This is a genomic window from Kitasatospora sp. NPDC034023 (assembly GCF_055575795.1).
Window position 1 is genome coordinate 19,069 of the sequence record NZ_JBVIRY010000052.1, and the last position, 25,581, is coordinate 44,649.

Genomic DNA, 25,581 nt, shown 5'->3' on the forward strand with positions numbered 1-25,581 from the left:
GCAGCGCCGGGCGGTACGGGCGACAGGGCAGGCCGCGACGCGAACCACTGGGATGACTGTTCGTCAGCCGCAGGCACGGGACTAGTCATGGGGCAACGTTCCTTTCAACTCAACTGTTGGATACGGACGTTAAGAAGGGCGATCAGCTTGGTCGCGGCGGATCGGGAGGGCGAGCGCCGGCGCATGGCGTGCGGGGCGGGCCGCAGAGGCCCAACCGCGCGCGCCGCGTTTGGCGTTCTTACGTGGCCTTCGTGCCGCGCTTCGCGGCCCGCACCCGCCGGACCTCATCGCGACCGGGGGTCCGGCCCTGCTTTGTCGGGTAGTCCAGCTCGGTGAGGAGCGGACGCTCACCGGGCGGGTTGTCCCAGAACGCCTCCAGCTGCCGCACCCGGGCCGTCAGGTCCGGCTCCGGGTCCTTGAGACGCCCACCCGTCCGGACCCACTCGTACTCGCCGTAGGTGCCGTAGGGCACGCCCTCCAGCAGGGTCTTGGCGTTGGCCTGCTGTTTGTCGGCGTCGGACTTCGCGGCCCGGTGCCGGTCGTACTCCGCCAACGCCCACTCGATGTCGGCTTTGTCTGCGATGAGCGTGTACGACTCCGGGGACCGGCCTGCCTTCTTCGCCTCGGCCATGTTCCAGCAGTCGATGCGGGCTGGGCAGTACCGGCGGCAGATCGGGTCGTTGCTCGGGCCGGATCGGTCGCGGGGCAGCTCAGTGCCGAGGTCAAGGGCTGTGGCGATGGCGGTCAGCCTGGACAGCGCGCGCCTGGCCGCGTTCTCGTCGTAGGGCCGCGCGAACTCCTCATCGGCGCCGCTCTTGCGCTCGAAGTAGATGATCCGAACCTCCCGGACCAATTCGCCGGCCAAGGCCAGGGCGAGGGCGTACAGCTGCGCCTGGTCCCAGACCTCCTCGGCCGGGCCTTTCTCGCCGACCTGGGACCACTGCCAGTCTCCGGCGGTCTTGAAGTCGTACAGGATGCCGGTGATCGGGTCGTACTCGTCATAGCGGCTCGGCCGGTCGAGTCCCGGAAGGGTGACGCGCTGCTCGTACAGCCGCCACGGGTAGAGCGCGCGGCGCCGTGCGGCAACCGAGTCGTGGATGAGGATCCCGGCGGTCGCCGCGCGCCGGTCCGTGGGCGCCGGGGTGTAGCCGGGGGGCGGGTTCTCCCGGTACCAGATGGCCCTGCGGCAGGACGTGGTGTCGGAGGCCCCAATCGACCAGTGCCCCTTCGGCCGGGGCGCACGGCGGCTACGCCGACGTGTGCGGTCGTACTCGGCGAGATCTTCTCCGAGGCTGCGCCCGGTGCCCGCCTGGGCACGTTCCCGCAGGAGGTCCGGCGGATCGCGGCGGTACCTTCCGCATGCGGTCGGGGCGTGGCCGCCCGAGCGCTTCGGCCCCCGGTGAACGTGGCGAGGCGCGCCGCAGCGGCAGGGCAGCATGCGGGGGCCGATGGTGGGGGCAGCGGCCGCGAGTTCGCGGGCACGCTGGATGAGCAAGGGGTCCAAGGTGATTCCCGAAGGTGGGCAGGCCGGCCAGCCGCGCGAGGGCGACTGGTCGGCCTGCGGGTAGGCGGTGGCGCTCAGGCCTGATCGGCGGCGCGGCGACCCCAGGCGCGGTGGTCGGGGTTCTGGCGAACGAGCATGCCGCCGTTGGCGAGGTACTGGGCGGCGTCCTCGTTGTGTTCGCGAAGTGCGGCGACGGCGTGGTCTCGAAGCCCGTCGAGGAGCTGGCTCAGTTCTTCGGGTGTGGCTTCGGTGGTGTTCTTGCCGTTGGATTCGCGCCAGCGCCGGGTGATCTGGGTAACGTTCCTGCCCAGGGCCGCCGCGTAGGCGCGCACTTCCGCGCGAAGCTCTTCGAGTGTCGGCGGCCCGGCGGTGTCGTCTTGCGACGGACTCGGCTGCTGATCGCCGTCCGGCTCGGCGGCTCCTGGGTCGCTGTCCGCTGTTGAGCTCTCCACGACGGTGCCTCGGATGACCATCGGGCCTGGCTGGGGCGCCTCCGAGCGGGCAGCGCGTCGGCGCGCTGCGCCTTCGTCACGGGCAAGCTCCCGTTGCTCGGCGTCCGCGCGGCCCATCTCGTCGTGTTCGTAGATACCGGTCAGCTCACGGGGGAACGCGACACGCCACGCCTGGGCCTCGGCCACCTTGCCGATCATGTGGGTGCCCATCACCGGCCAGAGACCGGAGAGGATCTTGTTGCCGGTCTTCGCGCCATCGCCGGAGAACGGGTCCCTGGTCCATTCGTCCTTGGTGACGGCGAACTCCTTAAACAGGGCGACGGCCTGAGAGACCGTCCGGTCGCCCGCGATGCTGTAGTGCTCGATGCGGCACATGGCGGCGGCCGGAGGCCCGTCGCCGAGCCAGACATCAACCCACCGGCGGCGGTTGATACCATCCTCGCCCTCGGTCCACCACTTCGGGTCGTCCTCGGGGCCGGTCCAAAACGGGCCCTGGCGTCGGATGAAGCGCTTGGTGCGCTGGCCGATGTGCCGGAACCCGTCGATGCCGGTCTGGGCGGTGTAGAACAGCTCGTCGGGCTTGTTGTACACCTTGCGCTTGCGCGCGATGTAGTAGATCTCGCGGCGGAACGGGTCCAGGCCCGTGCTCTTGCAGATGTGGAAGAACGCGACCTGCTCGTGGGTAGGCGCGTCCTTGAGTCCGATCGAGGCGAGGGCCGATCGCTGCGCCTTGGTCCAGAACCGCTGGTCGGAAGTGATCTCCAGGACCTGGTCGGCGGTCTGGATCGCCATCTCGGCGCGGTTGTCGTTGAGCGGCGTAATCGGCTCGGGCGGCGCCGGCGCATCCTGCCGGGCGCCCACAGGCTTGTCCTGCTGGGTAGTTGTCACCGTGAGGTGCCTTCCTTGTCTCCGTGGCGGCACCGGGGTTCGCAGGCCCCGGTGTGGCTGCCTGCGTCTACCCTCCCGCTCCGGGGATGCCCGTGGGAACACCCACCACGTGGCCAAACAAGCTGCGGAGACTGGAGATTAGGAAGTGTGGCCGCCGAGCCTGCGGGGTGCGAATCCCGCCCGGTTCCTCGCGCTCCCCTGATAGGAGACAGCCCCGAAGGGTTGGTTGCCAGAGCACGAGGTCGGTTGGCTCGGCGGCCACATCTTCACTCTAGGGTACGGCCGGCGCCAGCCGAAGGTCGATCACCAACCGGAGCGGCGGTCCGGGGCGGTCGCCCGCTCCAGCGCGCCGGCGCCGGCGTGCTGCCACAGGCCGTCGTAGAACGTCTTGGACGCCACGACGGCCAGTGCCACGGTGGTCAGTGCGGTCTGGGCGTGCGCGATGTCCCCGCGGGCCAGGACGGTGATGATGCCGACGATGCCGGAGGTCACGGCGCCGACGACGGCGCGTACCGGCTTGGTCCAGTGCGGCTGCTGGATGAGGGCGGTGGCCCACGGAGTGATGGCGCCGAGCAGCAGGCCCCACGCCTCGGTGTCGTTGATGAGGTTCACGTTCGTGTCTCCCGGGTGCTGGTGGTGTGCGGGTCGGATTTGGCGCTCATAGGGGCCAGGTGGCGATCAGAGCGAGGGCGGCGCCTGCCAGGTAGCGGCTGGTGAACCGGTAGCGGGCCAGGAGGCTGGCAGGTGGGGCTACTCCCGGGGTGGCCGTTCGTCTCTTGACAGCGCGGCGGGCAGGCCGGCCAGGGTCAGGCCGGTGACGATCACGCTGGGGTCCGATGGAGGGGTCCACACCTCCCGGACGATCACGGCCATGCCGAGCAGGAACAGCACCGCGTCCCGCAGTGTCGTCAGCCCGGTGATCTGGCGCCATTTGGTCCTCCGTCGGTGTCGTCGGCCAGCTGGGGGCTGCTGGTCGTCCGGGGGCTGTTCCACAGCCGGGGACGGTAGGACGGTGCGGTGGTTAGGGTCGCGTCGAGGTGTTCTGCAGCTCGGCGAGCGCGGCTTCGAGCTCCGTGATCCGCTGGTCCTTGGCGGCTTCGCGGGCGGCCCGAACGGTGTTCTCCTCGCGGGCGAGGGCCAGGTCAGCTTGAGCCTTGCCCCATGCCTCGGTCAGCTGAGCGCCGAGGCGGGCGATGTACGGCTCGGCGTCGACGGTGATCGGCTCGGTGGTGTGGTCCATCGGGGGGCTCTCCTTCACGGTCCTTGGCGCACAGTGTTGGTGGGGCAGTCCGGGTGGCAGCGGCAGTGCTGCTCTTCGGCGAGGGTCTGCGCCTGTTCGGCGTCCGCGTTGGCGCGTGTGGCCTGGTGGCGCCAGTGCCTGGCCCACGCTTCGGACCGGGTTGCCTGCTCGTGCAGGTGTCGGACGCCGGCCCGTAGAAGGGCGGCCTCGACGGGGCTCAGTTGCCTGCTCTCGGCGTGCCCGAGGAGGTGGTTCAGCTGCTCGGTGGTCGGCGGCTGGCTCATGCCGGGGCTTCTCCGCTGCTTGCTCGGTGGGCTTGGTCCCGTCGGGGCACGGCAGCGTCCCACATGGTGGTGGTGAAGGTCTCGGGGAAGCTGGCAGGGCCGCGAGCCGGGGGCGGGGTCTCGGTGAGATTGGCCGCCAGTTGCTGGCGGGCTTGCTCGACAAGGGCGGTCTTCGCGGCGATGCCTTCAGCCGTCATGCCGTGGGCAGCGCGGATCACCGCGAGCGGGTCGGGTGCCGGCCGCGCCACGGGCTGGCCGTTGCTGGTCTTGCCCGGCCGCTGGGTGGGGGTGAGGACGTGGACGCGTGTGCGTTTGGCGTGCTCGATCCGTTCGAGGTGGGCGGCGCGTGCCGTTGCCCGGTCGGGTGCGTTGTGGAGGGTGATCGGGGCGTCGTCGCCGATGTCCAGGCCGTGGATCGCTTGGGTGGACGGGGCGGTCAGGCCTTTGGCGGCCGCGGGGTCCTGCGATCGGTGCTCGATCGGGTCCGGCAGGAACGGCTCGTGCAGCGCCATGTCGAGGATGGTCGCCAGGCCCTCCGGTGTGGTGTGGTCGATGTCGTACTCGGCGGCTCGCCATTCCAGGGTCGAGGCCGGGAAGACGGTCACGTGGTGGCCGCCGTCCGGCCTGCGCTGCCTTACCTGCCAGCAGTCTGTCGTTCCAACGCGAATCCGGGTGACATCGGTGATCTCGTAGCGTTCAACGGGCATGGTCTGTTCTCTCGTCAGATGCGGAAGGACCAGAAGCCTGCGCTTCCGTCGGGGCTGGCGGAGTCGAGGCTGACGGTGAAGCCGGTTCGGGAACTGGCGACGACCTGCCACTTCCGCAGGGCGTGAGAGTCGCGAAAAGTGACGATGGGCACCATGTCGGAGTTCATCGTCGGCCCGTAGCCGAGCGCCATGGCATTCCAGTTGTTCATCTGCACAGTGCCGGTGAACAGCCCGTAGTCGGGCTCGGCGTACCAGTAGTTCGGCCAGGTCCCGCGGTACTGCACGGCGGAGTTGTCGATCCAGAGCTCGCTGCTGGAGCCGTCGTCGTTGCGCCGACCCAGCCAGGCTCCTCGCTCGGTGGCGTAGACATAGCCGTGGAGGGTGTTCTGTGTGAGATAGACGAGGGCCGCTCCTTCGGCGGCCATGCGCACGGCGCCGCCCCAGGGCTCCTGAGTGTCAGTGCGGATGGTTTCCAGGGTGGACACGTAGTCGGTGAGGTAGAGGCGGAACGCTGAGTCCTGGTCGCGGAGTTTGAAGGTGCCGCTGTTCAGGCCGATGTAGGCGCCGCCGCTACCGCCGCCGACCGCGTTGATGAAGGCGTAGTTGTTGCCGGTAGTGGGGAAGAAGCGGATCTCTGGCAGGCCGCCGCCGGGGTTGATCTCGATTCGCTGGCCACTGACACCGCTCGACAGGCCGCCGACGATCTTCACGGACCCGTCGCCTGAGGCGATGGCGACGGTCTGCACGCCATCCGCATTCCAGGCGCCAATCCCGCCAGAGTTCAGCTCGACCCTCGCTCCGCTTTCGGCGGTCTTGATGCGGGCCGAGACCGTCAGATCGGCCTTGAGCTGGCCGACCGTCAGCTTGCTCGCGGAGACGGTGCCGATGTTCGCGTCCTGGATTGTCGCCAGCGCGATCTTCGCGCCAACGATCGTGGCGTCGGCGATCTGGACGGCGCCGATGATGTTCGGCGGGAACTCCAGAGCTTCCAGGGTGAGCATGTCGATCTCGGTGACCGAGGCGGTGCCACCGTCGACGTTGAGCAGCACGTGCGGGCGGACGTACCGGACGTTGGGGTGGAGGCTGGTGGGCTTCTGCGGGTCCGGCTGGGTGGTCCAGAACGGGCCCGCGGCGGGACCGTAACCCTTGAGGAAGCCGGTCAGGGTCACCCAGCCTCCTCCGGGGGTGAGGGCGGTGGCGTTGGCGGCGACAGCGAACGGCAAGTCGACCGTGTTGGCGCCAGAGGTGTTGATCCGGGTGAGGCCGTCGGCGCCGATCCCGGTGAGGCCGGCGGTGATCTTGCAGGCGGTGCCAGCGGTCTGCCGGACGCGCACGGACATGCGGTACAGCACGGCCGGATCAAGGAGCAGGTTCTCGGACCACTCCAGGCGCAGCACCTTGGAGGCGACCAGCGCGCGGGCACCGGTGGGGGCGTCCGGCCGGGCGGTGGTGGTCCAGGTGGCGCCGGCGTCACCGGAGGCCTTCACCCATCGGGGGTCGTCGGAGGCGAAGCCGGTGAAGAACGACGTCTGAAGCGACGCCCTTTCGACGTCCGCCCACTTGCCCGCGGTGAGGATCTTGTCGGCGAGATCTGAGCCGATCACCATGTCCGGGATCGCGGAGACCTCGGCGGACGGCGCGGAGGCGTTGCCTGCGCGGTCCACGGCACGGAACTTGAGGTAGTAGGTGGTGCCGTACGCCAGGCCGGTGATCGGGGCGGCGGCTGCACCGGTGAGCCGGTCCACCACGGTCGCCGCGGTCGGGGTGAAGCCAGCGGCGGTGGACGCGTGGACCTCGAGGGCTGCGAAGTCGGCCGGCATCTGCTCGCCTTGGGCGCCAAGCCCGTCCCAGCTCGCGCGGATCCCGCCGATCAGCCGCGCCACGACCGGCTTGGACGGCACGGGCGGCGGCGTGGTGTCGGTGGCGAGGATGATCTCCTCGGACTGCTGCCAGGCGGAGGAGTTACCGGAGGCGTCCACGGTGCGCACCCGGGCCTGGACACGCTGGCCGGCGGGCAGCTGGTCGTAGTGCGCGACGGTGCCGTTGACGGCCTGCTCCGGGGACCACTCGGCGACCCGGCCGCCGATCGGCAGCCCGGGCAGCAGGTAGGAGACGTAGTAGTTCCCGGCGTCGTCGTAGACGGTGCCGTCGGCGTTCTCGGTGACCTTCGGCCAGGAGACGGCTAGGGCAGCCTGCTGCTGGCCCTCCGCGTCGAGGTAGGCCCAGGAGCCCACCAGGACGGCGGCCGGCGGCTTGGGGGCCACGGTGTCGTTGCGGTCGCCGAGCGGCGGCAGCGGGGTACGGGAGGCGGACGCGGCGCCGTTGGTGAGGGCGTCCAGGCGGCGCTGGATGCGGATGCGCTGCTCCACGAACACGTCGTTCAGCTCCAGGGAGCTGGTCGGCTGGCCGCCTTCGTCGTAGGTGGTGGCGATGGTGCGCACGCGCAGGGGCTCCAGCGTGGCCGGGTCGGTGCGCCGCTGGTCGTACCGGATGTAGTCGCCGGGCTGGTAGTCGATGCCGGGGTGGTGCTGGGTGGCGGCCGGGTCGAGTTCGATGGTGAAGCCCTCGGCGGCTGTGGTGAGGCCGCCGAGGGTGACGCGGGCGAGTTCGGCGAGGGTGGCGGCGTCGGTGATGCCTCCGCGCCCGTCGAACGCCTCTCGGCGGCCGTAGCGGGCGGCGGCGGTCGCGTCGACCACCTCGGCGAGGGCGCCTCCGTCGCCGGCGGCCAGCAGGTGGGATCGGACGGCGCGTCGGGAGCGCTGGCGGGGGCCCTTGAGGACGTCCCGGCCCAGGTACAGCACGATGCCGGGGTGGTCGGTGGCGCAGGCGGTGTCGGGCACGTAGGCCCGCAGCTTGTAGCCCTCCATCCTCACGTCGGCCCAGCCGGCGCCGGTGATGGCCGAGAGGGTCTTGAGCAGGTCGCCGCCGGCGTCGTACTGCGCGGTGTAGTTGGTGGGCCAGGGCCTCCCGGCGCTGTCGAGCGCGGAGGTGAAGTCCCATGACACCTCGGGCAACGTGCCGCGCGCCTGGGCACGCTGCAGGAGGGTGGCGATGATCGCGCCGGGGCTGGCGTTGACGAACGGGAAGTGCGGGTCGAGGCCGATGACGGACGCGCCCGGGGTGTGCCCGACCGGGTAGATCAGGGCGCGTTCCAGCAGCGCGAGGGCGCCGCGGCAGCCGACCTGGATGGGCCGGGCCTCGCCTCCGCCGTCGGCCGGGTCGTCGCCGTCGTCCTCGAGGAGGTAGCGCTCCGGCCGTTCGGTGCCGTCGATGACGAGCGCGATCCGCGGGTCGTCGCCTGCGAGCAGTGCGGCGCCGGGGGCGTTGCGGGCGTAGGAGAAGGCGAGGCTCCCGGGCCCGTTGTGCTCGGCCTGGACCTTGAGGTCGCTTGGGAAGGGCAGCAGCCCGAGCAGGGGCCCGCTCGGGCTGTAGACGCGCAGGTGGACGGCCACGGTGGTTGCTCCGGTGTCAGGTGAGGTAGGCGCGGCGGCCGGTGACGGTCAGCTGGGTGCCGGCGCCGGCGTTGGTTCCGGACAGGCGCACGCTCGGCGGGCTGCCGGGCCGCCCGGGGGCGAGGCGCAGGAACGCCGGGCCGGTGTTGGTCAGCCGGGCCGGGTCGGGGACGAGGCCGCCGGTGCCGGTCAGCTGCCAGGTGGCGGAGTCCACGGTGAGGGACTGGCCGGCGGCGATCTGCCCGGTGTAGGTGAAGGAGTCGCCGTAGCGGCCGGGCCCGTCGGTGGTGTCGGTGACCGTGGGCGCGGTGATCGGCCCGGTGATGCGGTAGGCGAGCTGCTCCATAGGGGCGGTGGCATCGGCGAACGGATCCAGGTCGAGGTCCTGCGGCAACGGAGAGCCAGGGCCTGTGGCCTCGAACGCGATGTCGGCGGACTCCCAGTAGCCGGCGGGCACATTCACCTCCACACCGAGCCGCATGCCCCCTTGGCCGAGCGGGGTGGGTGCAAGCGAGGACAGCACCTCGCCCTGGCAGCGGCGGATCCGCCCGGCGGCGGTGTGGCGCTCGAAGGTGAGCAGACGGTGCGGGCGTACCAGGGCGCGAAGCAGGTCCTCCCAGGCGTGCTCGACATCGGCCCAGCTACCGGAGGCTGGCGCGAGCCACAGGGCGAGGGTGAACTTTCCGGGGCCGTGGTGCTTGGGCCGCCACAGTTCCCCGATACGGTTGGGCACGGCGGCGTTCGCACCAACGACGGCGGGGGTCGTGGACAGGCCGGTGCGGTACTCCACGTCCCGCACCAGACCGTCGGTGAGCTCGTAGCCGTCCACCAGCCAGCGTTCGCGGGCCATCAGGCGCTCTCCTTGTCGAACAGGCCGAACGAGGCGAGGGCCCGCAGCCGGTTGTTGACGGTCTCGCCCGGGCTCTCGGGTGCCGGGTTGGTGATGTACTGCACGATCGCTCCCGGCGAGATGACGGTGCCGATCCGGTCGCCTTGGCCGCCATCGGCGAGCTGCCCGCGGGCGGCGTTGATCGCGCCGACGGCCGAGCTGCCGCCGAGGCCCCGTACGGCCTGCGGGGTGAGCACGCCCTCGCCCGGGGACAGGCGGGCGAGAGCGGAGTCCTGGCCCGGGGCGTAGCCGGGAACGACGCCGCCGGTGGCGTAGCCCCGCACGAAGGACAGCACGCCGTCCACGGCGCGGTTGACCATGCCGCGCAGCAGGTCGCCCCACCGGTTGTCCGGCATCCAGTTGAACCAGGACCGCACCGGGTTGAGTGCCTTGGCGAGAGCGCCGGCGGCCCAACCGCGTAGCCGGTCGAGGGCGCCATCGACCATTCCGCCGAGGAAGTAGCCCTCAACGGGAGCGCCGGCGTCGGCCAGGCGTCCGGCCCGGGCGGCGTCGTTGAGGGCGGTGATGCCGCCCTCTCCGCCGAGCTGCCGCACGGCCTGCGGGATCAGAACGCCTTCGCCGGGCGAGAGCATCGCCGGTACGGTGTCGCGGCCCGGTGCGTAGCCGGGTACGACGCCGCCTCGGGCGAACCCGACGGTGAAGCTGGGCAGTTTGCCGAGTCCGAAGGAGTCGGCGATCCAGTTCCACAGCTTGCGGATGCCGCCGTCGTAGACGACGTTCACCCAGAAGCGGATCGGCGTGGCGAAGATCGTCATCAGTGTCGGCCAGATCCACTTGACGAAGCCGACCAGGCCGTCGATCACGAACCGGATGCCATCGGCGAGTCCGCCGATGGCGCCTTGGACGACGCTGCGGAACCACTCCGACTTCTGGTAGGCCGTCACAAAGGCGAGCACCAGGGCGGCGACGGCCGCGACGATCAGCATCACCGGGTTCGCCGACAGGGCCAGCATGGCGACACGGACAGCGCCAATGGCGTTCGAGACGGCCATGATCCCGGCTGCGACGCCGGCCATCGTCAGCAGCGCGGACACGAACGCGCCCATGCCAGGGATCGACAGCAGCACCTGGACAACGGCCGCGACGCCTTGCATGACGAGCAGGAACCCGGACAGGGTGTTGCCCAGACCACCCAGTTCGGCGGCGATGTTCGCCACCGACGTGATCAGGCTGAGCAGTTGGCCCCACAGCTGCCCGTTGCCGAGCGCCCCAGCGAGCTGCATGACCGCAGGCAGGAACTCGGTGCGCAGCCGGGCGATCAGCGGCGCCAGGCTGGGGTTGTTCGTGAAGTTGAACCAGGCGAGGCCGACGGCCGCGACCAGGCGGCCGAGCTCCTGGACGACCGGGACGGTGTTGGCGAAGTACCCGGCGAGCTTGGCCTGCGTCTCGCCCTCGCCGGTCAGCGTGCGGAAGCTGCTGGCAGCGCTGGCCAGGGAGGTGAGCAGGGCTTGGCCGGCGGGGGCGGCGGCCTGGCCTATGTGGAAGACGCCGACCGCGATGTCCCGCAGGATGCCCCACAGCTGCGCGCCGGTGTCCCCGGCACGTTGGAAGAACGCGCCGAGCTGGCCGCCGTCCCGGCCGGCCTGTACGAAGGCGGCGGCGGCGGCCGTGCCGCGTTCGGCGGCGCCCGCCAGGCGCTCCACCAGCGGCCCGGCCGCGACCGTGATGTTGCGCAGGACGTCGGCCGCGCTCAGGCCGGCGGTGGCGAGCGACCCGATGACCCGCGTGTTGGTCGCGGTGATCTGAGCCAGGTCCGCTCGCCATGGCCCGGAGGTGACCATCTCCGCGCCACGGACCGCGACCTGGCCGAGCACCTGCCCGGTCTGGGCGAGCGCGCTGTTGAAGATCGGCAGCAGCTGCATGCCGCGGGTGATGGCCGTCTCCAGCGGCGGCAGGAGAGCTTCCTGCGCAGTGTCCCGAAGCCCGCGCAGGGCCGGCTGGACGGTGCCCTGGAGGAATCGGGCGAACCGCTGCCCGGCCGGGGACAGCTTGTCGAGCGCGGCAGCGGCCGCGTTGGCCGCCGTGCCTCCGGCGGCCAACGCCTGGCTCTGGTCCCGCAGAGCCCGCGCGACGTCCCGCTGAGCGTCCGCTATCTGCTCGGCGGAACGTTTCTGCTGGCGCTCCGCATCACGAACGGTGCGGTCAAGCTCGGTGTGGGCGTCCTGGACTTCCCGGACGGCCTCGACGCGGGCTCGGGCTGCCTGCTGCTCCGCGTCCTGGACCCCCCGGACGGCGTCCTGCTCCGCCTCCTGGGCCCGGGTCAGCTCCTGCTTGGCGGCGGTGACCTGGTCGCTGCCTTCGACGCCTTCCTGGTTCGCCTTCTTGACGTCCTCGGCGAGCCGCTGATTGCGGACCCGGACGTCCTCGAGCTGGTTGGTGGCCTCCTGGAAAGCGATCTGAGCCTCGCGCCGATCCGTCTCCGACGCGAACGGCGAGGTGTTGACCTCGTTGAGACGCGAGCGCGCCTGTTCGAGGGACAGGAGCGCCTTCTGCTCCTCCAGAGGACCGCGGGCAGCATCCCGGTTCAGGTCCTCCAGCGAACGCTGAGCATCGCGGCGTGCGTCGTTCAGCGCCTCCTGCGCGCGGGTGGCCGCCTGGTGAGCGCGGGTGACCGTGAGCTCAGCCGCCGCCAGCTGCCGGTCGGCGGCGGCCACGGCAGCGGCAGCCTGCTCCTGGACATCCGCGAGGCGGCGGCGGGCCTGGGCGACCTGCTCGGCTCCACTCAGGGCCTGTTCGTCGGCGTCGCGCTGTGCCGTGCCAAGGCGGCGCTGGGCGTCGGCAACACGATCGGCGGCGGCCTGCCGGGCCTGCGCGGCGGCGCTGGAGGCCCCGGCGGACTGGCTGTCCGCCTGTCCGAGGGCCTTCACGGCGGCGCCGATGCCGCTGAACGCGGCCAGAATGGTGCCGGCGCCCTGGGCGGCGGCACTCATCGCGCCGGGCAGAGCGCCGAGCAGCCCGACCGCGGGGGCGGCGGCCGAGCCCATGGCGAACAGGCCAGCGGCGGCCTGGGTGAGGGCCTGGCCGAGCGCGAGCGCGCCCGAGGCCATCGCGGGCAGGCGCATCAGCCCGGCGACGGTGGATCCCAGGCCCTCGGCGGCCGCGGCCAGACCACCTCCGGCAGCCCCTGCGCCCCCGGAGCCGGGGCTGAGTGGCACGTTGACGGGACGCTCCGCCATCGTCCGGAACGCCGCCATGCGGGCGGACGCGGCCGCGGTGTCGACCTCGACCTTGACCTTGACGGACATGCCGGCGAGGGCGGCACGCACCTGGGACCGCAGGCTCGCCGCGTCCACATCCACGCCGAGACGGACCCGCGTCGATGCGGCTTCTGCGACGGCCCGCACACGCTCCTTGAGCCCGCCGTTATCGAGGGCAGCGACGACCCGCAGGTACGCGACGCCACGCGTCGCCTCCCGGATCTTCGCGTTCAAGCCGTCGGTGTCCAGGTCGACGCCGACCTGGACCCGGGCCTTGGCCGCCTGCGCGGCGGCCTGGACTCGCTGCCGCAGGCCGGTGGTGTCCAAGTCGACACGAACCTTGGCCTTGAGGTTGCGGGTCGCCGCATCGACGCGGGCCCGCGCGTCCTGCGCGAACCCGGAGGAGTCGGCGGCGACCTGGACGACCAGGCGACCGGAGTCGATCTCATCCGCCACCGCGGGGCGCCTTCCTGGTAGTGCCGCGCAGGACGGCGACCGCACGGGCTACCCCGTCCGCGTCGGGTCCCTGCGTGTGGCCGACCCGCAGATAGGCCGGGCGAGGCAGCTCGACCGGCTGCCGTAGACGGCGCTCCGCCGCCATCACCGAGATCATTTCGACGGCCTGCGCGAGGAGTTCCTGTGTCAGGCCCCAGCGGTCGGAGCCGACTTCGCCAGCGTCGCGGCGCAGCAGCGCCTCCGCCGGCAGTCCTCGCATCAGGGTCAGGAGGCGGCGGGTGCCGAGGAATCCAGGGTCACCGGGCCGTCGCCAGACGCCTCGGGCGTCGAGGTGGTAGAAGCGCTGGAGGTCGGCTTCGAGGTCGTCCCAGCGTTCGAAGGCGTCTCGGACGGCCCGATGAGTTCCCCCAGGCCCGCACCCCCAGCCATGTACTTCGACCAGGCGTAGCGCACCAGCTCCAGTACGTCGGAGTGGCTGGGCCGCTCGGCCATCAGCCGGGTGTAGCCGTCCTCACCGAGAAGGCGGCGGCCCATCTCCCCGGCGGCGGCGATCAGGTCAGACGGTAGGCCGGGCTCGGAGCCGAGGACGTCCACGATCAGGCCGGCGGCCTCTGCCTGCTGCTCACCGTTCGACTGGGCGGCCTCCACCAGCTTGCGCAACAGCAGCGGCAGGTATGGGATACCGATCAGCGGCTGCCACACTTCCAGCGGCAGTTCGGCTGGCAGGACCGCCACCTGGGCGCCGCCGAGGATGATCGGCTCCTCCCCGACGGTGTACTCGGCCTTCGCGGCGCGCGCCTTGTCGGCGGCGGCGGCCAGACGGCGCTTGCGTGCGGCGTCCAGATCGATCCCGGGCATTCAGGGCTCCTCGGTCTGTCGGGCGAGTGATCGCCGCAGACGCTAGGAGCGGGCCGGGGTTAGCGTCGCCCCGAGGCGCTGGCCGGGCGCGGGACGAGGCGGCCCGTGAACGCGGCGGAGAGGGTCACGTCGGGCGTGACCCCCTCCTAGGTGCAGATCGGCCGCTGACGGTGGCCTACGCGGGCTTCAAGGCCGCGTACTCGGTGCGCAGCCAGTTCAGCGCGTCCGCCAGGGCTTCGGGCTGCGTGGTGTACAGCCGTTCCCGCCACTCGTCCCTCCCTGCCCACCCGTCGGTCTCCGAGGACCACCGCCAGCCGGGGCCGCACGGGCCCCACTCGCACATGCACGACTCGGTGTAGAAGACCCTCACCCGCCTGCGGGACCAGGGCCGGATCAGCGCGCTCCCGGGCACGATCGCCTCGACTCGGCCGCCCGGGCGCTGCTGGATGCCGTGCCAGCCGGGCGCAAGCTGCACGAGCGTGCCGAATCGGGTGTACCCAGCCTCCTCGTCCAGGCGAACGAACGTCCCTTCCGGGTAAGGCAGTTCCATGGTTCCTCCCCATGCCTATTGTGGTCCGGCCAGCCTCTGCGCCGGTGACCGGCGCTGGGCACAGCGAAGCCCCGGCCGGGGGGTGGACCGGGGCTTCGCTGGAGGCGGCCGGGCCGTCCCCGGGGGGTAGGGACGGCCTGGCCGGCACGCACCACAGTAGGTGCATGGGCCGCTAATGGGCACAGCGACAAGAACGCCAACTTCTTTGCCAGGAACGCGATCAGGCTGCCGGAGCGAAGCCCGGATCGTCGGTGAGGTCATACCACGGGTCACCGACGGCGCCGCCGATGACCTTGAGCTCCAGCGGCAGCGTGGACTCTGCGTCGTTGGGGAACTTCTGGTTGACCGAGGCCACCTGCTCGCAGAGCGGCACGATCCGCCGGTAGTGCTTGGCCCCGTCGATCAGCTCAATCACCGCAGCGAACTGGTTACGGCCGCCCACGGCGGGCGGCGTGTACCGGTAGAACGTCTTCCCGCCCGCGGTGACGCTAGTGACCGCACCACCGCCGTACACCGCGACGATGTTGGTGGCGTTCCACTCCTGCAGCTCGACCTTGGCGGTGGCCGCGTCCTCGGTCTGGATGGTGCGGGCCGCATACCGCAGCTGGTGGGACTTGATCTCCTCAAACTTCGGGTCGGTGTTCCACTCCAGCGACCCGGGCTTGAACAGGCCCACGTCCTTCCAGGCGGCCGGCATGGCCACGATCGGATCGGCGGGCGCGACGGTACCCGGCACCGCCAGGTACAGCCGCGCCATCTGGGCGACGAACATGCTCTCCGTAGGCACGAACGATCTCTCCTCGGGGCGGACCGGTAGGACTGCGCGGACCGTAGGCGCCCGCCGGCCGTAGCGTCGCGCCGGCCCCGGGAGCGGCCGGGCGGGCCCTCGCCCGCGCGCGTAGGGCTGTCGCGGAACTCGCGAAATCCCGCCGGTTCAGCCGGCGGCGGGATGCACCGTCAGCGCAACCACCCCGAGGTACCGGCCCTGCCCGGTCTGCTCGGGCAGCCACCCGCCGGTGGACAGGGCCTGTACGGCGGTCACCACGGGCTGTTCCGGCAGTGCGGGCCGACCGGTCAGCTCGTGCAGTGCCTTCACCGCCGTGGTGAATGCCAGGCGTAGCGCGGGCCGGGGCGTGGAGCGGTCGAGATCGCCCAGGGCCTCCACCTGGATGTGGAAGGTGCCGAGCCAGCGCCAACTGGGGGCACCTCCGCCGGGGACCTGGGTGATGCGGATGCGGGGGTAGGGCGGCATGTTGCGCGCCCCGACTCGACCCTTGCCGCCCAGAACGCCCGTCAGCTCCTCGTGGCTGGACAGCCAGTCCACCACGAGGAGTTCGGCGTCGAGGGAGGCGAGATCACGCACCCGGCTTGCCCTCAGCCTTGTCCGCCGGGGGCTTCGCGGCGAGCTGCTTGCGGGACGTCTCCGGCGCGAGGGCCTTCGTGACGGCCTCCGGGTCAGACGGGTCCACGCCGGCCACGTACCCCGAGGCGATGAGCTGCCTGGCCTCGTGGTGCGGCACGGCGATCTCATCGCCGGGGGCAAGCTCCTCGCCGTCCCGGGTCAGGTGGTGGGCGAGGACGATCCGGACGGTGGTGTCGGCCATGACGGCTCCTTCAAGACGGGATGGGATGACCGGGCGAAGGAAAGCAAGCCGGGGCAGCTACCGTCCCGCCGTGTCGGATGCGGCATGGCGCGCGAGCCGTAGCGGGGGCTGTCAGCGGTGGCGGGTGGCGACCTGCGCGGCGGCCCTGCTCATGAAGTGCGATCCCTCGCCCTGCGCGAACTCGGCGTCAGCGGCGCCCGGGAAGTCGCAAACGACCTGAACCTCGGCACGCGAGCCGCGAATGGCGGCCTTGCCCGCAGCGATCGACGCGGCGACGGCTTCGGGGTCGTCCGTGAGTGTGCACCGGCACCCGGCGGTCTCCTCGATCGGCCCGCTCGGGTCACGAGGGCCAGCGAGCAGGGCACCACCGACCCGGAATGGCACCGGGGCGGGCCGGGTCTGGCCGTCGGCATCCCGGTGACTGGGGCGCGCCTGCCCGTCTTCGCGGGTGTGCCAGGTCTTCGCGGCAGGCGCCAGCCGCCGGGCTTCGACGGCCACCTCTTCCGCCAGGCGCTCGGCGTGCCGGGCCGCGAGGGGCGCCAGCCGGGCAGCGATGTCAGGGGGCAGTTCGAGCCGTGCCATCAGGAGTGTCCTTCCGGTCGGGTGCCGCCTGCGGCTCGCGGCCGGGCTGTCACACGCACGTAGGTGAGCGCGGGGTCCACCGCGTTGCGCACCTCGTCGGCCGTCAGCACGGTCCACTCGGCGCCGGTGGCCGGCTCCGCCACGATGTCTCCGACGAGCAGGCGGCCCGCCTGCGGGTCCACGGCCAGGAGCCAGGTGCCGTCGGTGTGGGGTTGAGCGCGACCGGGCCATGGCCCGCGCAGGGCACCGGGCGGCCCGGTCGTCTCGTCCCCATAGGCGTCGAGAACGGGAATGCCGCGGGTGCGCACGCCGAGCTGCCGGTCAGCGAACAGGACGGCCATCACAGGCCGCCCGTGCCGGGGATGCCGCGGATCGTGAGTCCGGATGGGGTGGGTCGTACTGGGGCCTGGTAGACCCGGCGGCCTCGCAGGCGCCAACGGTCCGTCGTGGCCAGGTCTGGGGGCGCGAGCAGGGCGGGCGGCTCGGCTGCGGTGTCGTAGGTGACGGACTGGCCCTCGACGGAAGCGGAGGAGATGCGGCGCTGTCGGGCGGGCGAGTCGGCCAGCAGGGGGTGGTGGCAGGCGGTAGCCCGCAGCCACAGGCGCAGCGGGGCGGCCTCCGGGTCGGAGCGGGCGTCGATACCGGCGATGTACCGCACGGTGTATGTCGGCGCGCTGAAGCCGAAGGGGCCGGGCGGAGAGTTGGGCTCCGAGGTCGCAGATAGGACCGTGATCACGGGGGTGTGGTGCAGGACCCAGCCGTCCGGGCCGGCGTGAACGCCGTTCTCGGTGTACTCAGCCGGGAGCAGCGGCCTCCCGAGATGAGCCACGAGGGCGTCCTGAGCGTCCACGATCGCGATCCCGATGCGCTGGCGTACCTCGTCGGTGACGGGCACCGGGTAGCCGAGACGCCGGGCAACGTCTTCCTCCGTGACGATCAGCTCCGCCATGGGGTGTCCTCCCTCAGGGCCCCTGGCATGGGACCGACGAGAGGCGACGGTAGGAGGCGGGCGGGCTTGCGTCCCGCCGGGAGGGCAGCGGGTTCCCCCAGGGAAACCCATCAGGTTCCCCTCGGGGAACCCAGCGGGTTTCCCGAGGGAACCCCTTCCTTCCTTGTCCTTCCTTTGTCCTTCCTCCCCCTTACCCCAAGGCTGGGCGGGCAGCTGGATCGCCCAGGTGATGACCTGGTCAGCGTTCGATGCCGTCCGCTACGGCATCGTCCAGGTGGGCGCTTCGGGTGTTGGCCACCCACAGGGCCTTGTACTGGATCTCGGGGTGCCGATGGGCTGCGCTGGCGGTCCCGGCTGGTGTGTAACCGCGGGACCGCAGCAGGTCCTGCGTCGTCGACTGGTCTCGCTCCTCGTTGTAGACGCCAACGATCAGCCGTCCCCCGGGGGCGACGACGTAGTCAAGCAGATGAGCCACGTACGTGCCGCGCTGGTCCGGCGGTACATAGTCCAGGCCGGTACGGACGACATCGAAGCGGCGCGGCGGCTTCCAGCCCAGCGCGTTCGCGGCCCAGATCCGGTCGGTCCACTGCGGGTAGCGAGTTCGGGCGAGGTCGGCGAGAGCGGTGGAGATTTCCACCCCATAGGGTTCAATGATGATCCCTGACTCGGCGGCCCAGTCGGTCAGACTCTCCATCAGATATCCGTTGGCGCATCCGATATCGAGGAACGTGCCGCCGTGGGGCGGGAGGAGATCGACGAGCAGGCTGCGGGCCTCTCGCCACCGTGTCTCATCGCCGCTGTGGCCCGACTGGGCCCGCGGGTTGTCGCCGTTGAGATAGGCCCGTTCGATGACGTTCAGGACGGCGGTGTGCCACTCGACGGCGGTGATCTCCCCTGCCTGGTATGCGGCGTCGATGGGGGCCAGGTCGCGCCACCCTCGCTCCTTCGCGCTCGCGATGCCCTCCGCGCCGTGGGCGCCATCAGACCGTGCGGTGGAATCCATGTGTGCTCCGTCTCTACTCGAGCAGTCACCCTCTGGCCTGTCACGAGTCGAGCATCCTCGGGACAGGCGCCTGGGTGGGGAGGCTGCGGTTGATGGCTGCCTCGTTGGCGTCCAGCGGGTAGCCAGATTGTGCGATGACGATGCCCTTGAGGAAGACGGCCCGGCCGTCGGCGAGGATGGCGCGGAGCGCGAGGCCGGGAATCCGCCAGCCCGGTGGTGCAGGCCATGCCCGGCGCGCCCAGCGCTGCCGCCGCCGACTCCCGCGCGGCAGCCGGAAGCTCCTCCCACGACGGCCGTGTGGAGGTTCGCGGGGAGGGATCGTTGGCGATCACAGCGCCTTCCAGGGGTTGTTCGCCCGGTCGAGCGTAGGACGGCAGGCGAGGTCAACTCCACTGAGTTCAATCGGAGGTGTCCCCACCGGGCGGACTTGCCGGCCGCACGATCCCAACGGATCCGTCAGGTAATCGGGGTGAGCGCTGAGGCGCCGCTCGGTCCTAGCGCTTCCGACAGCGACAGTGGCCTGCTCGGCAGCTAACGATGGCTTCCTCGCGGCCAGGCCGACCTCAGCCCGATTGAAGCGCAGGGATCAGCTGCTCGGCCTCCCGACGAGCCAGCCCTGTTCGGGGATCGTCCGGGTAGACGTGCGGTCCGACGATCTTCGCAAGCACGAACAGCCGCATCACCATTCCGTCCCGGCTCTCTAGGTCTGCCCGGCGCTCCCGCCGTACCCGGTCCGCGAGCAGCGGCACGGCGAGGGATGCGGCATACAGCAAGGCGGAGTCGAGTCCGCTCGGCGCCATCCCCCAGTCCTCCCAGTCGAACATGCAGAACTCTGGGCCTGTGACGTTCGCCCAGTTCAGGTCCGCGTGTGCCGAGCACCATCGCTCTACCCTGGTGTCCACCGCCTCCCGGAAGGCCGCCCGGATCGTGTCGTCGACCAGCTTCTGGGTGATCTGTTCGGTGTCCGGGGTCGCCACCCGCGGCGCCCGCTGAGCGGCCAGAGCGTCCAGCGAGGCGTTCAGCGAGCGCCACCACGGATCTGGCATCTCCGGGTCGGCTGCCACTACCGCCGTACCGACCGGACGACCGGGCAGCAGCGAGGTCTCGTCCGCCTGCCAGATTGCCCAGTCGTCCGGGTCCTGCCATGTTGCCGACCCGGACCAGCGTGGCATCGCCACGCTGGTCAGCACCGCTGCGGCTTCGACTCCGCCCCAGCCCTGTTCCCGGGCCCGTGCCCACGGGCGTCGTTCCGTCCGGACCCAACTACCGCGGTCGGTTCGAGCTCCGACTGTCCGGCGCTTGCGCACCAGGCTGGTCCGGTCCAGCCTGGTGCCGAGGCGCTGCTCCACCTGGTGCAGCACGCGATCGATGGGGTCCTGCCGGAGGTCCATGGTCTACCGGACGAGTCCGGGGTTGGCGTCCTGCGGCGGGGTGATCCCAGTCAGTTCACGTGCCCGATCGGCGAGGAGGGGCCCCAGTTCCGGGTAGTACCCGCGATCAACGGCCTGGAGCATCTCCGCAAGGGCGATCAGTTGACCGATGCGTCCCGCCGAGGTGTCAAGGATGTCCGAGAACTCCTCTCGGATTCGGTCCGCGACGACAGGCACGAGGAGGCTGCTGACCCACAGTACGGCGGGGTCGTAGCCGACCGGGACGAGTCCCCAGCGCTCCCAATCCAAGATCATGAGCGGTTGGGCGGTCAGATTGGCCCACTGTAGGTCTCCGTGGCCGGTGACCCGTTCAACCTCCGTGGGGGCCGGGATGCCGAGGTACTTCGGGAACACCTCATCAATCCAGGCCGGCCGCAGTGTGATCTTCGCGCCGGGTGCCGTAGCGATGCCGGGCAGGGCTGTCTTCAGGCCGCTCCACCAGTTGTCGTCCAGCCCAGGGTCCTCGCGCAGGTCCGGTGTCGAGGACACCGCAGGGCCGGTGAAGTCGAAGATGTCTGCCTGATAGAACCATTCGTCCTTGGTCCAGTCCATGGTGTCGTGCAGCCGTGGGCGTGGGACGGACTCCGGGATGCGCTGCTCTGCTCCGAGGGGTCCTTGGCCGGTGGGCCGGGGAGCGTGCTGGCGCCGACTGCTGGAGACGCGGAGCCAGAGCTGCCCAGCGCGGCGGCCGACGGTCGAACCGGAGGTGCCGAAGACGGACGGCCCGGAGCAGATGAGACCGAGGAAAGCGGCAGTCTTGGCGTGCGCGCTCTCCATGCGATGGCGGGCCGCGTCATCCGGCTGAAAGGACATCCAGCACCTTCCTGAGTCGGTCTTCCGGGATCGGGCGGGCGAGGGCCGTCGTGGCATCGTCCCAGTGTTCGCGGCTGCTGGTCGAGGTGAGGACGATGTCGAGAGCCGGGCATGACCCGACGATGTGGAACGCGGCGGTGTGCGGGTTCGATCCCGGATGGATGAGATTCACCAGTTCGGGGGTCATCAGCGCGGGGAGCTCACCACCGTGCAGGGGCGCGGAGGCAAAGGTGGTGATCCCGGCTTCGCGCGCGTGGACAAGTGGCCCGCCTCCGTCGAGAGCCTGGGTGATGGGCTCAGCCATCACCAGGCTCACCGGCATCTGCACTCCGGTGAGGTGGTGGTTCTGCGATCCGGCGGCGTCTCGGGCCAGGTCGATCAGCTCGGCGACGGTGAACGCCTGGGACGTGAAGCCGGACCAGGTGGCGACGCCGTACCCGCCGATGCGCCCGGCGCGCGCGAACTCCTCCAACACGGCGAACGCGGCCAGAAGGTTCCGGTGCAGCTGCTCGCGGTGGTGGCCGGACCGCTCGGGATTGTGGACGAACACCAGATCGGCCCGACCGAGAACGGCGAGGGACTGTTCGGTCTGGGAGCGTACGAACGCAGGGGCGAGACTGTGGTGTCCCTGCGGGTCGAAGCCGGTCTTCGTCGTCACCTTGGCGGTCGGGTACTCGGCAAGGACGGTGGCGAGGTCGCGGTGTGCGTGGCCGTGCGCGTAGTTGGGTGCGGTGTCGATCCAGGTTGCTCCGGCCGAAAGGGCGGTGCGCGCCGCCTCGTTGACGGCACGCACCCGGTAGGTCCCCAAGCCGAGGACGGCGTTCACGGCGTTGCCTTGACGACGGCGGCGGCCTGACCCCTGATGAGGATGGACAGGAGACCGGCAACGTCCTTGACCTCCAGGCCTGCGGCGTCGGCGAGGTCTCCGATGGTGGCGGATTCTCCGGTCAGAAGGGCCCGAAGCGCGGGGGCCGCCTGGTCCGCGAACTCCCACTCGGTGCCGGCCGCCGCCAGGGTGACGGTTCCTGCGTCGGGGTTGGTGGCGAGCTTGGCACGGGCCGCCGTAATCCTCACAGTGATCTCCGGTCGATGGGGAAGCGTTCCCACGTACGGCAGGGAAGGGGCCGGGCGTCCGTGGTGGGTGGTGTCGACGGAGTCCGCCCACCGGTCGATCAACTCGGGGTCGGACAGGGCGGTGGTCATCGCGGCCCGCAGGGCGTCCAAATACACGGACCTTTCCGCCGGCTCCGCGTGGCGGGGGATGTCCAGTCGCATGATGGTGTCGGTGTGCATCTGGTCGGCCAGCCAGTTGATGAGGCTGGCTCCGGTGTGGGTGACGAGACCGAACGTGAGGTGAAGGGATTCGGTGCCCTGGTCAGCGGTGACGGTGTGCCACCATCCGCGCGGTAGGTAGAGGACATCACCCGGGTTGAGGACGATGTCCGCGACCGGTTCGCTATCGGGCTCCTCCGGGGATTCCACGTCGCGGAAAGTGGGCGCTGTCCGGGTCGGCTCCCACAGTCGCCAGCGCTTCGCGCCGTGCTGCTGGACCACGACCACGTCGTGGTCGTCCCGGTGCCTGCCGAAGCCTTCCCGCTCCGTCCAGGATGCATAGGCATTCGTCTGCACCGGCGTACCGAAGAAGCCTTCCAGTGCTTCGGCGGCGGCACCGATCGGCGGATGAATCGCGTCGATCGCATCCACGACGAGGGAGGCGCCTTCGGCGAGCCGGGCGTGCAGCTCAGCGGGGTGGATGCGATTCCACGTCACCCCGCGGCGGTTGGTGATCGGCGCCGAGTACCGGTCAAGGGGGACGGTCACTCCGTCCTGCGACAACCGCAGCCTGGGCGGCTCGATGCGGTGCGTGGCGAGGATGGTGTTCAGGTCGTCCCAGGACAGGAGGGGAACCCTGTTGGTCCCGTCCGCCGGGAAGACGGCATAGGAGCGGTGGAACGCCTGGGTGAGGAACAGGTTCCCACCCAGGCGCACCGCCCACGAAGCGGAATCATGCATCGCGGGCGTCCGGCTCAGGTGTCGTTCTGGTCCGACTTGCCGCCCGTGTTGTCGGACGGCATCTCGGCGCGGGAACGAGCGGCGCGGATGTTGCGGACGGCGACCAGGAGGCCGCCCCCGTCCTCCTCTGAGACAGCGGGCATGGTGCTCTCCATCGGATTCTCCTCTCGGACATCTCCCACCGGTGCCTGATCGGGCAGGCACCGATCTTGTGGCTCGACCCGTGGTTCCGGCCGATCGCTCAACCCTGGCAACCCCGTGATGCCGCCGCCATATCACCAGCCGATCGCCTTGAGGAGCCCCGATCACCGACCTCTCACCGCACTGTCATCTCGGCCACAGGTGCGGCTCTCACCTGCGGTTCTCGTCAGTGCTCCCCGACAAGGGTGGCGGCAGGTCAGTGGTGTTGGGCAGGATGCCCGGCATGAGGAGAGTTCTGGTCATCGGTGGCACGTGGTTCTTGGGCAGGGCAGTCGTCGAGGAGGCGCTGGCGCGCGGATGGGCGGTCACGACGTTCAACCGCGGGAGATCCGGCGCGGCAGTCCCCGGCGCCGAGACAGTCTTCGGCGACCGCACTTCTGCCGAGGACCTGGGCCGCCTGGCCGCTGCGGGCCCTTGGGACGCGGTGATCGACACGTCGGCGAGCGAGCAGCCTCCTCGGGTGGTGCTAGCCGGGGTCCGTGCACTCGAAGCGGTCGCGGAGCGGTACGTCTACATCTCCACAGTGTCCGTGTACGCCGGCTGGCCGGATCACCCTCTTCGCGTGGGCGATGAGCTGATGGACGGCCCGGCGGACGCGGACGAGGACTACGGCCGCAATCCGCCCGGCTGGCTGGGCCCCGATCTCTACTACGGCCGCCAGAAGGCCGGCGCCGAGCGGGCCGTCCTTGAGACGTTCGGCACGGAACGCTCGTGGATTCTGCGGCCTGGCGTCATCCTGGGCCCCGGGGAGTACGTCGGCAGGCTGCCGTGGTGGCTGCGGCGGGCCGCGCGCGGAGGCGAGATCCTCGCGCCGGGAGCCCCGGGCAAGAGCATCCAGCCGGTCGATGTACGGGACGTGGCGGACTTCGCCGTTGATGTCGCCGGGCGTCCGGGCGGCGGGATCCACAACGTCACCGCGCCGACGGGTCGCGACACCATGGGCAGTTTCCTGAAGGCTTGCCTCCGTGCCACCGACAGTTCCGGCCGGCTCCGCTGGGTGCCGGACGGGGTGCTGTTGGAGCAGGGTGTGCGGCAGTGGACCGAGCTTCCCTTGTGGCGCACGCACGAAGGCGTGTGGCAGATCGACTCCTCGACTGCCTACGCGGCCGGCCTCGTATGCCGCCCGCTGGAGGACACCGTCCGCGACACCTGGCAGTGGCTAACGTCAGGCAACGAGCCGGTGCCGCACCCCCGGGCTGCCGCGCACGGCATCGCCGCTGACCGGGAGGCGGCGATCCTGTCGGCCGCCACCGGTTCTGCGGGCTGAACACAACGACGCGCGCCCGGCGTTGCCTAGCGCGCGTCGTTGATCACCGCCTTCTCATCCTCCAAGGGCGAGCCGCGCCGCGCCGGGACCGACCTGCTTGGGAGCCGAGTCCCTCACGTATGCCTCCAGAGCCTCGCTGAGCACCACGGCTGCAGCCGCCGTCCGGACCGGTCCGTGGGTGAGGAGCTTGCGCACGTTGAGGACCCGCTCGACGAGGCCTGCCGCCCGACGATCGGGAGCCAGGTTGGCGATCGGTGCCAGTGCCTCCACGGCCGCGTCCAGGTCGCCGCCGATGATCAACGCCGCAGCGAGGTCAGCTCGAGCTTCGGCCTCGAAACGGAGGATCTGCTCCCTCTGGGAAAGCTCGGCCTGCAGCTCCAGGACGCGGCGAGCGTGCGCCTGCGCGGCGGCGCCGTCCCGGAGGAGGAGGAACGTCGTGCCATGCGAGCGCGCGATCCGGGCGGCGCTGTGCTGGAACTCCCCGCCGATCCCATCGTGGAGGTCGTCTCGGTCATCGGAGTCCGTGTCGGCGTAGCGCTGGACGGCCCGCGTGGCACGGACCGCGTCTCCGAGGTGACCGTACGCGCGGCCCTCGATCGCGGCGATGCGGGCCCGGCCAGCGGTGCCGACCCCGGTGAACATCTGGGCCTGCTTGATGAACTGGAGCGCTTCGGTGGGCCGCCCGTCCCAGTAGGCGAGCATGGCCAGAGTGCCGCCGGCGAAGACCCGGAGCGGGTCGAACCGGGTGACCTCCCCATACATGGCGGCCGACCGGGCGAGTCGGGTCGCCGAACCCAGGGATCCGAGGTCGAACGCGGTCATGCTCAGCAAAGCCGTGGCCTGGCCAAGGATGATCAGCAGCTCCTGCTTCTGCTCCGGTATGTGGGTTCGGTCGAGCAGGGATTGGGCGTTGGCTCGGATGACCTTGGTGTCGCCGAAGACGTCGTAGGGCGGCCTGTTGTTGTACGTCCGGGCGAGCTGGACGAGATCCTCGCGGATCTGGTCCAACGACAGGTCAGATACGAAGGCGGATGCCACGGAGGCAGCGTGGTCGGATGCGTCGCGTGCGGTCATCGCGAGCTCTCTTTCGAGGTCGTGCTGGGTAGGTGCGGGGGCCTCACCCTCACTAAGGGCGTCCGCCAGTAGGTGCCGAGCTAATCGGTAGTAGCAGGGCAGGCACGGTTCGCCCGATCATGGAGTTCTCTACGCTTCATGATCACC

27 protein-coding genes are annotated in these 25,581 nt (G+C 70.8%); 1 reads left to right on the top strand and 26 read right to left on the bottom strand.

The annotated features are described in order from the left end of the window. Positions 1 to 238 precede the first annotated feature (238 nt). The 25 genes from ACZ52R_RS39450 to ACZ52R_RS39570 form a co-directional block, all read right to left on the bottom strand. Positions 239 to 1,495, bottom strand: coding sequence for a hypothetical protein (locus ACZ52R_RS39450; protein WP_465755194.1), 1,257 nt, complete (start codon positions 1,493 to 1,495; stop codon positions 239 to 241). An 83-nt stretch (positions 1,496 to 1,578) separates the two neighbouring features. Next, positions 1,579 to 2,844 carry a recombinase RecT gene (locus ACZ52R_RS39455; RefSeq protein ID WP_465755195.1) on the bottom strand — a complete coding sequence of 422 codons (1,266 nt, stop codon included), beginning with the start codon at positions 2,842 to 2,844 and terminating at the stop codon, positions 1,579 to 1,581. 303 nt (positions 2,845 to 3,147) lie between these two features. Beyond that, positions 3,148 to 3,456 (bottom strand): hypothetical protein, encoded by a 309-nt coding sequence (locus ACZ52R_RS39460; RefSeq protein WP_465755196.1) that lies wholly within the window; start codon positions 3,454 to 3,456, stop codon positions 3,148 to 3,150. A gap of 138 nt (positions 3,457 to 3,594) precedes the next feature. Next, positions 3,595 to 3,837 carry a hypothetical protein gene (locus tag ACZ52R_RS39465; protein ID WP_465755197.1) on the bottom strand — a complete coding sequence of 81 codons (243 nt, stop codon included), beginning with the start codon at positions 3,835 to 3,837 and terminating at the stop codon, positions 3,595 to 3,597. 28 nt (positions 3,838 to 3,865) lie between these two features. Further along, positions 3,866 to 4,084 carry a hypothetical protein gene (locus ACZ52R_RS39470; protein ID WP_465755198.1) on the bottom strand — a complete coding sequence of 73 codons (219 nt, stop codon included), beginning with the start codon at positions 4,082 to 4,084 and terminating at the stop codon, positions 3,866 to 3,868. A gap of 14 nt (positions 4,085 to 4,098) precedes the next feature. Next, positions 4,099 to 4,368 (bottom strand): hypothetical protein, encoded by a 270-nt coding sequence (locus tag ACZ52R_RS39475; RefSeq protein ID WP_465755199.1) that lies wholly within the window; start codon positions 4,366 to 4,368, stop codon positions 4,099 to 4,101. Beyond that, positions 4,365 to 5,075, bottom strand: a complete 711-nt coding sequence (locus ACZ52R_RS39480; RefSeq protein WP_465755200.1) for a hypothetical protein — start codon at positions 5,073 to 5,075, stop codon at positions 4,365 to 4,367. Before ACZ52R_RS39480 ends, ACZ52R_RS39475 begins: the two co-directional genes overlap by 4 nt. A gap of 14 nt (positions 5,076 to 5,089) precedes the next feature. Further along, a complete protein-coding gene (locus ACZ52R_RS39485; RefSeq protein ID WP_465755201.1) occupies positions 5,090 to 8,527 on the bottom strand; it encodes a phage tail protein in 3,438 nt (1,145 codons plus the stop codon). 16 nt (positions 8,528 to 8,543) lie between these two features. Next, positions 8,544 to 9,377 (bottom strand): hypothetical protein, encoded by an 834-nt coding sequence (locus tag ACZ52R_RS39490; protein WP_465755202.1) that lies wholly within the window; start codon positions 9,375 to 9,377, stop codon positions 8,544 to 8,546. Continuing rightward, the gene (locus ACZ52R_RS39495; RefSeq protein ID WP_465755203.1) at positions 9,377 to 13,090 is read right to left on the bottom strand and encodes a hypothetical protein; all 3,714 of its coding nucleotides are present in this window, start codon (positions 13,088 to 13,090) and stop codon (positions 9,377 to 9,379) included. Before ACZ52R_RS39495 ends, ACZ52R_RS39490 begins: the two co-directional genes overlap by 1 nt. Next, complete coding sequence (locus tag ACZ52R_RS39500) at positions 13,080 to 13,349, bottom strand: hypothetical protein (protein ID WP_465755204.1); 270 nt, start codon at positions 13,347 to 13,349, stop codon at positions 13,080 to 13,082. Before ACZ52R_RS39500 ends, ACZ52R_RS39495 begins: the two co-directional genes overlap by 11 nt. A gap of 5 nt (positions 13,350 to 13,354) precedes the next feature. After that, complete coding sequence (locus ACZ52R_RS39505; protein WP_465755205.1) at positions 13,355 to 13,948, bottom strand: hypothetical protein; 594 nt, start codon at positions 13,946 to 13,948, stop codon at positions 13,355 to 13,357. A 175-nt stretch (positions 13,949 to 14,123) separates the two neighbouring features. Further along, positions 14,124 to 14,498, bottom strand: coding sequence for a hypothetical protein (locus ACZ52R_RS39510; RefSeq protein WP_465755206.1), 375 nt, complete (start codon positions 14,496 to 14,498; stop codon positions 14,124 to 14,126). A gap of 220 nt (positions 14,499 to 14,718) precedes the next feature. Further along, positions 14,719 to 15,285, bottom strand: a complete 567-nt coding sequence (locus ACZ52R_RS39515) for a phage tail tube protein (RefSeq protein WP_371500304.1) — start codon at positions 15,283 to 15,285, stop codon at positions 14,719 to 14,721. Between the two features lie 147 nt (positions 15,286 to 15,432). Continuing rightward, on the bottom strand, positions 15,433 to 15,861 hold the full coding sequence (locus ACZ52R_RS39520; RefSeq protein ID WP_465755207.1) for a hypothetical protein: 429 nt from the start codon (positions 15,859 to 15,861) through the stop codon (positions 15,433 to 15,435). Beyond that, on the bottom strand, positions 15,854 to 16,102 hold the full coding sequence (locus tag ACZ52R_RS39525) for a DUF7210 family protein (protein WP_465755208.1): 249 nt from the start codon (positions 16,100 to 16,102) through the stop codon (positions 15,854 to 15,856). The genes ACZ52R_RS39520 and ACZ52R_RS39525 overlap by 8 nt, the downstream gene beginning before the upstream one ends. A gap of 111 nt (positions 16,103 to 16,213) precedes the next feature. Then, the gene (locus ACZ52R_RS39530; RefSeq protein WP_465755209.1) at positions 16,214 to 16,684 is read right to left on the bottom strand and encodes a hypothetical protein; all 471 of its coding nucleotides are present in this window, start codon (positions 16,682 to 16,684) and stop codon (positions 16,214 to 16,216) included. Next, the gene (locus tag ACZ52R_RS39535; protein WP_465755210.1) at positions 16,684 to 17,025 is read right to left on the bottom strand and encodes a hypothetical protein; all 342 of its coding nucleotides are present in this window, start codon (positions 17,023 to 17,025) and stop codon (positions 16,684 to 16,686) included. The genes ACZ52R_RS39530 and ACZ52R_RS39535 overlap by 1 nt, the downstream gene beginning before the upstream one ends. Next, complete coding sequence (locus ACZ52R_RS39540) at positions 17,025 to 17,633, bottom strand: hypothetical protein (protein ID WP_465755211.1); 609 nt, start codon at positions 17,631 to 17,633, stop codon at positions 17,025 to 17,027. Before ACZ52R_RS39540 ends, ACZ52R_RS39535 begins: the two co-directional genes overlap by 1 nt. 238 nt (positions 17,634 to 17,871) lie before the next feature. Then, positions 17,872 to 18,636, bottom strand: a complete 765-nt coding sequence (locus ACZ52R_RS39545; protein WP_465755212.1) for a class I SAM-dependent methyltransferase — start codon at positions 18,634 to 18,636, stop codon at positions 17,872 to 17,874. A 563-nt stretch (positions 18,637 to 19,199) separates the two neighbouring features. Next, the gene (locus ACZ52R_RS39550) at positions 19,200 to 20,027 is read right to left on the bottom strand and encodes a hypothetical protein (protein WP_465755213.1); all 828 of its coding nucleotides are present in this window, start codon (positions 20,025 to 20,027) and stop codon (positions 19,200 to 19,202) included. A gap of 3 nt (positions 20,028 to 20,030) precedes the next feature. Continuing rightward, entirely contained in the window at positions 20,031 to 20,879 is an 849-nt protein-coding gene (locus ACZ52R_RS39555; protein ID WP_465755214.1) for a hypothetical protein, read from the bottom strand. Next, positions 20,860 to 21,705, bottom strand: coding sequence for an aldo/keto reductase (locus ACZ52R_RS39560; protein ID WP_465755215.1), 846 nt, complete (start codon positions 21,703 to 21,705; stop codon positions 20,860 to 20,862). The genes ACZ52R_RS39555 and ACZ52R_RS39560 overlap by 20 nt, the downstream gene beginning before the upstream one ends. Beyond that, positions 21,702 to 22,892, bottom strand: coding sequence for a cupin domain-containing protein (locus ACZ52R_RS39565; RefSeq protein WP_465755216.1), 1,191 nt, complete (start codon positions 22,890 to 22,892; stop codon positions 21,702 to 21,704). The genes ACZ52R_RS39560 and ACZ52R_RS39565 overlap by 4 nt, the downstream gene beginning before the upstream one ends. 14 nt (positions 22,893 to 22,906) lie before the next feature. Further along, positions 22,907 to 23,035 carry a hypothetical protein gene (locus ACZ52R_RS39570; RefSeq protein WP_465755217.1) on the bottom strand — a complete coding sequence of 43 codons (129 nt, stop codon included), beginning with the start codon at positions 23,033 to 23,035 and terminating at the stop codon, positions 22,907 to 22,909. A 281-nt stretch (positions 23,036 to 23,316) separates the two neighbouring features. Here ACZ52R_RS39570 and ACZ52R_RS39575 point away from each other — a divergent pair, with 281 nt between their 5' ends. Then, positions 23,317 to 24,360 (top strand): NAD-dependent epimerase/dehydratase family protein, encoded by a 1,044-nt coding sequence (locus tag ACZ52R_RS39575; protein WP_465755218.1) that lies wholly within the window; start codon positions 23,317 to 23,319, stop codon positions 24,358 to 24,360. Between the two features lie 54 nt (positions 24,361 to 24,414). Here the strand turns inward: ACZ52R_RS39575 and ACZ52R_RS39580 are convergent, their stop codons facing one another. Continuing rightward, the gene (locus ACZ52R_RS39580) at positions 24,415 to 25,434 is read right to left on the bottom strand and encodes a DNA-binding protein (protein ID WP_465755219.1); all 1,020 of its coding nucleotides are present in this window, start codon (positions 25,432 to 25,434) and stop codon (positions 24,415 to 24,417) included. Between the last annotated feature and the right edge of the window lie 147 nt (positions 25,435 to 25,581).

Coding starts and splice junctions, on each gene's coding strand:
- ACZ52R_RS39470 (WP_465755198.1), bottom strand. CDS start 4,084: ATGGACCACACCACCGAGCCGATCACCGTCGACGCCGAGCCGTACATC.
- ACZ52R_RS39475 (WP_465755199.1), bottom strand. CDS start 4,368: ATGAGCCAGCCGCCGACCACCGAGCAGCTGAACCACCTCCTCGGGCAC.
- ACZ52R_RS39480 (WP_465755200.1), bottom strand. CDS start 5,075: ATGCCCGTTGAACGCTACGAGATCACCGATGTCACCCGGATTCGCGTT.
- ACZ52R_RS39490 (WP_465755202.1), bottom strand. CDS start 9,377: ATGGCCCGCGAACGCTGGCTGGTGGACGGCTACGAGCTCACCGACGGT.
- ACZ52R_RS39500 (WP_465755204.1), bottom strand. CDS start 13,349: ATGCGAGGACTGCCGGCGGAGGCGCTGCTGCGCCGCGACGCTGGCGAA.
- ACZ52R_RS39505 (WP_465755205.1), bottom strand. CDS start 13,948: ATGCCCGGGATCGATCTGGACGCCGCACGCAAGCGCCGTCTGGCCGCC.
- ACZ52R_RS39510 (WP_465755206.1), bottom strand. CDS start 14,498: ATGGAACTGCCTTACCCGGAAGGGACGTTCGTTCGCCTGGACGAGGAG.
- ACZ52R_RS39525 (WP_465755208.1), bottom strand. CDS start 16,102: ATGGCCGACACCACCGTCCGGATCGTCCTCGCCCACCACCTGACCCGG.
- ACZ52R_RS39530 (WP_465755209.1), bottom strand. CDS start 16,684: ATGGCACGGCTCGAACTGCCCCCTGACATCGCTGCCCGGCTGGCGCCC.
- ACZ52R_RS39535 (WP_465755210.1), bottom strand. CDS start 17,025: ATGGCCGTCCTGTTCGCTGACCGGCAGCTCGGCGTGCGCACCCGCGGC.
- ACZ52R_RS39540 (WP_465755211.1), bottom strand. CDS start 17,633: ATGGCGGAGCTGATCGTCACGGAGGAAGACGTTGCCCGGCGTCTCGGC.
- ACZ52R_RS39545 (WP_465755212.1), bottom strand. CDS start 18,636: ATGGATTCCACCGCACGGTCTGATGGCGCCCACGGCGCGGAGGGCATC.
- ACZ52R_RS39550 (WP_465755213.1), bottom strand. CDS start 20,027: ATGGACCTCCGGCAGGACCCCATCGATCGCGTGCTGCACCAGGTGGAG.
- ACZ52R_RS39555 (WP_465755214.1), bottom strand. CDS start 20,879: ATGTCCTTTCAGCCGGATGACGCGGCCCGCCATCGCATGGAGAGCGCG.
- ACZ52R_RS39565 (WP_465755216.1), bottom strand. CDS start 22,892: ATGCATGATTCCGCTTCGTGGGCGGTGCGCCTGGGTGGGAACCTGTTC.
- ACZ52R_RS39570 (WP_465755217.1), bottom strand. CDS start 23,035: ATGCCCGCTGTCTCAGAGGAGGACGGGGGCGGCCTCCTGGTCGCCGTC.
- ACZ52R_RS39575 (WP_465755218.1), top strand. CDS start 23,317: ATGAGGAGAGTTCTGGTCATCGGTGGCACGTGGTTCTTGGGCAGGGCA.
- ACZ52R_RS39580 (WP_465755219.1), bottom strand. CDS start 25,434: ATGACCGCACGCGACGCATCCGACCACGCTGCCTCCGTGGCATCCGCC.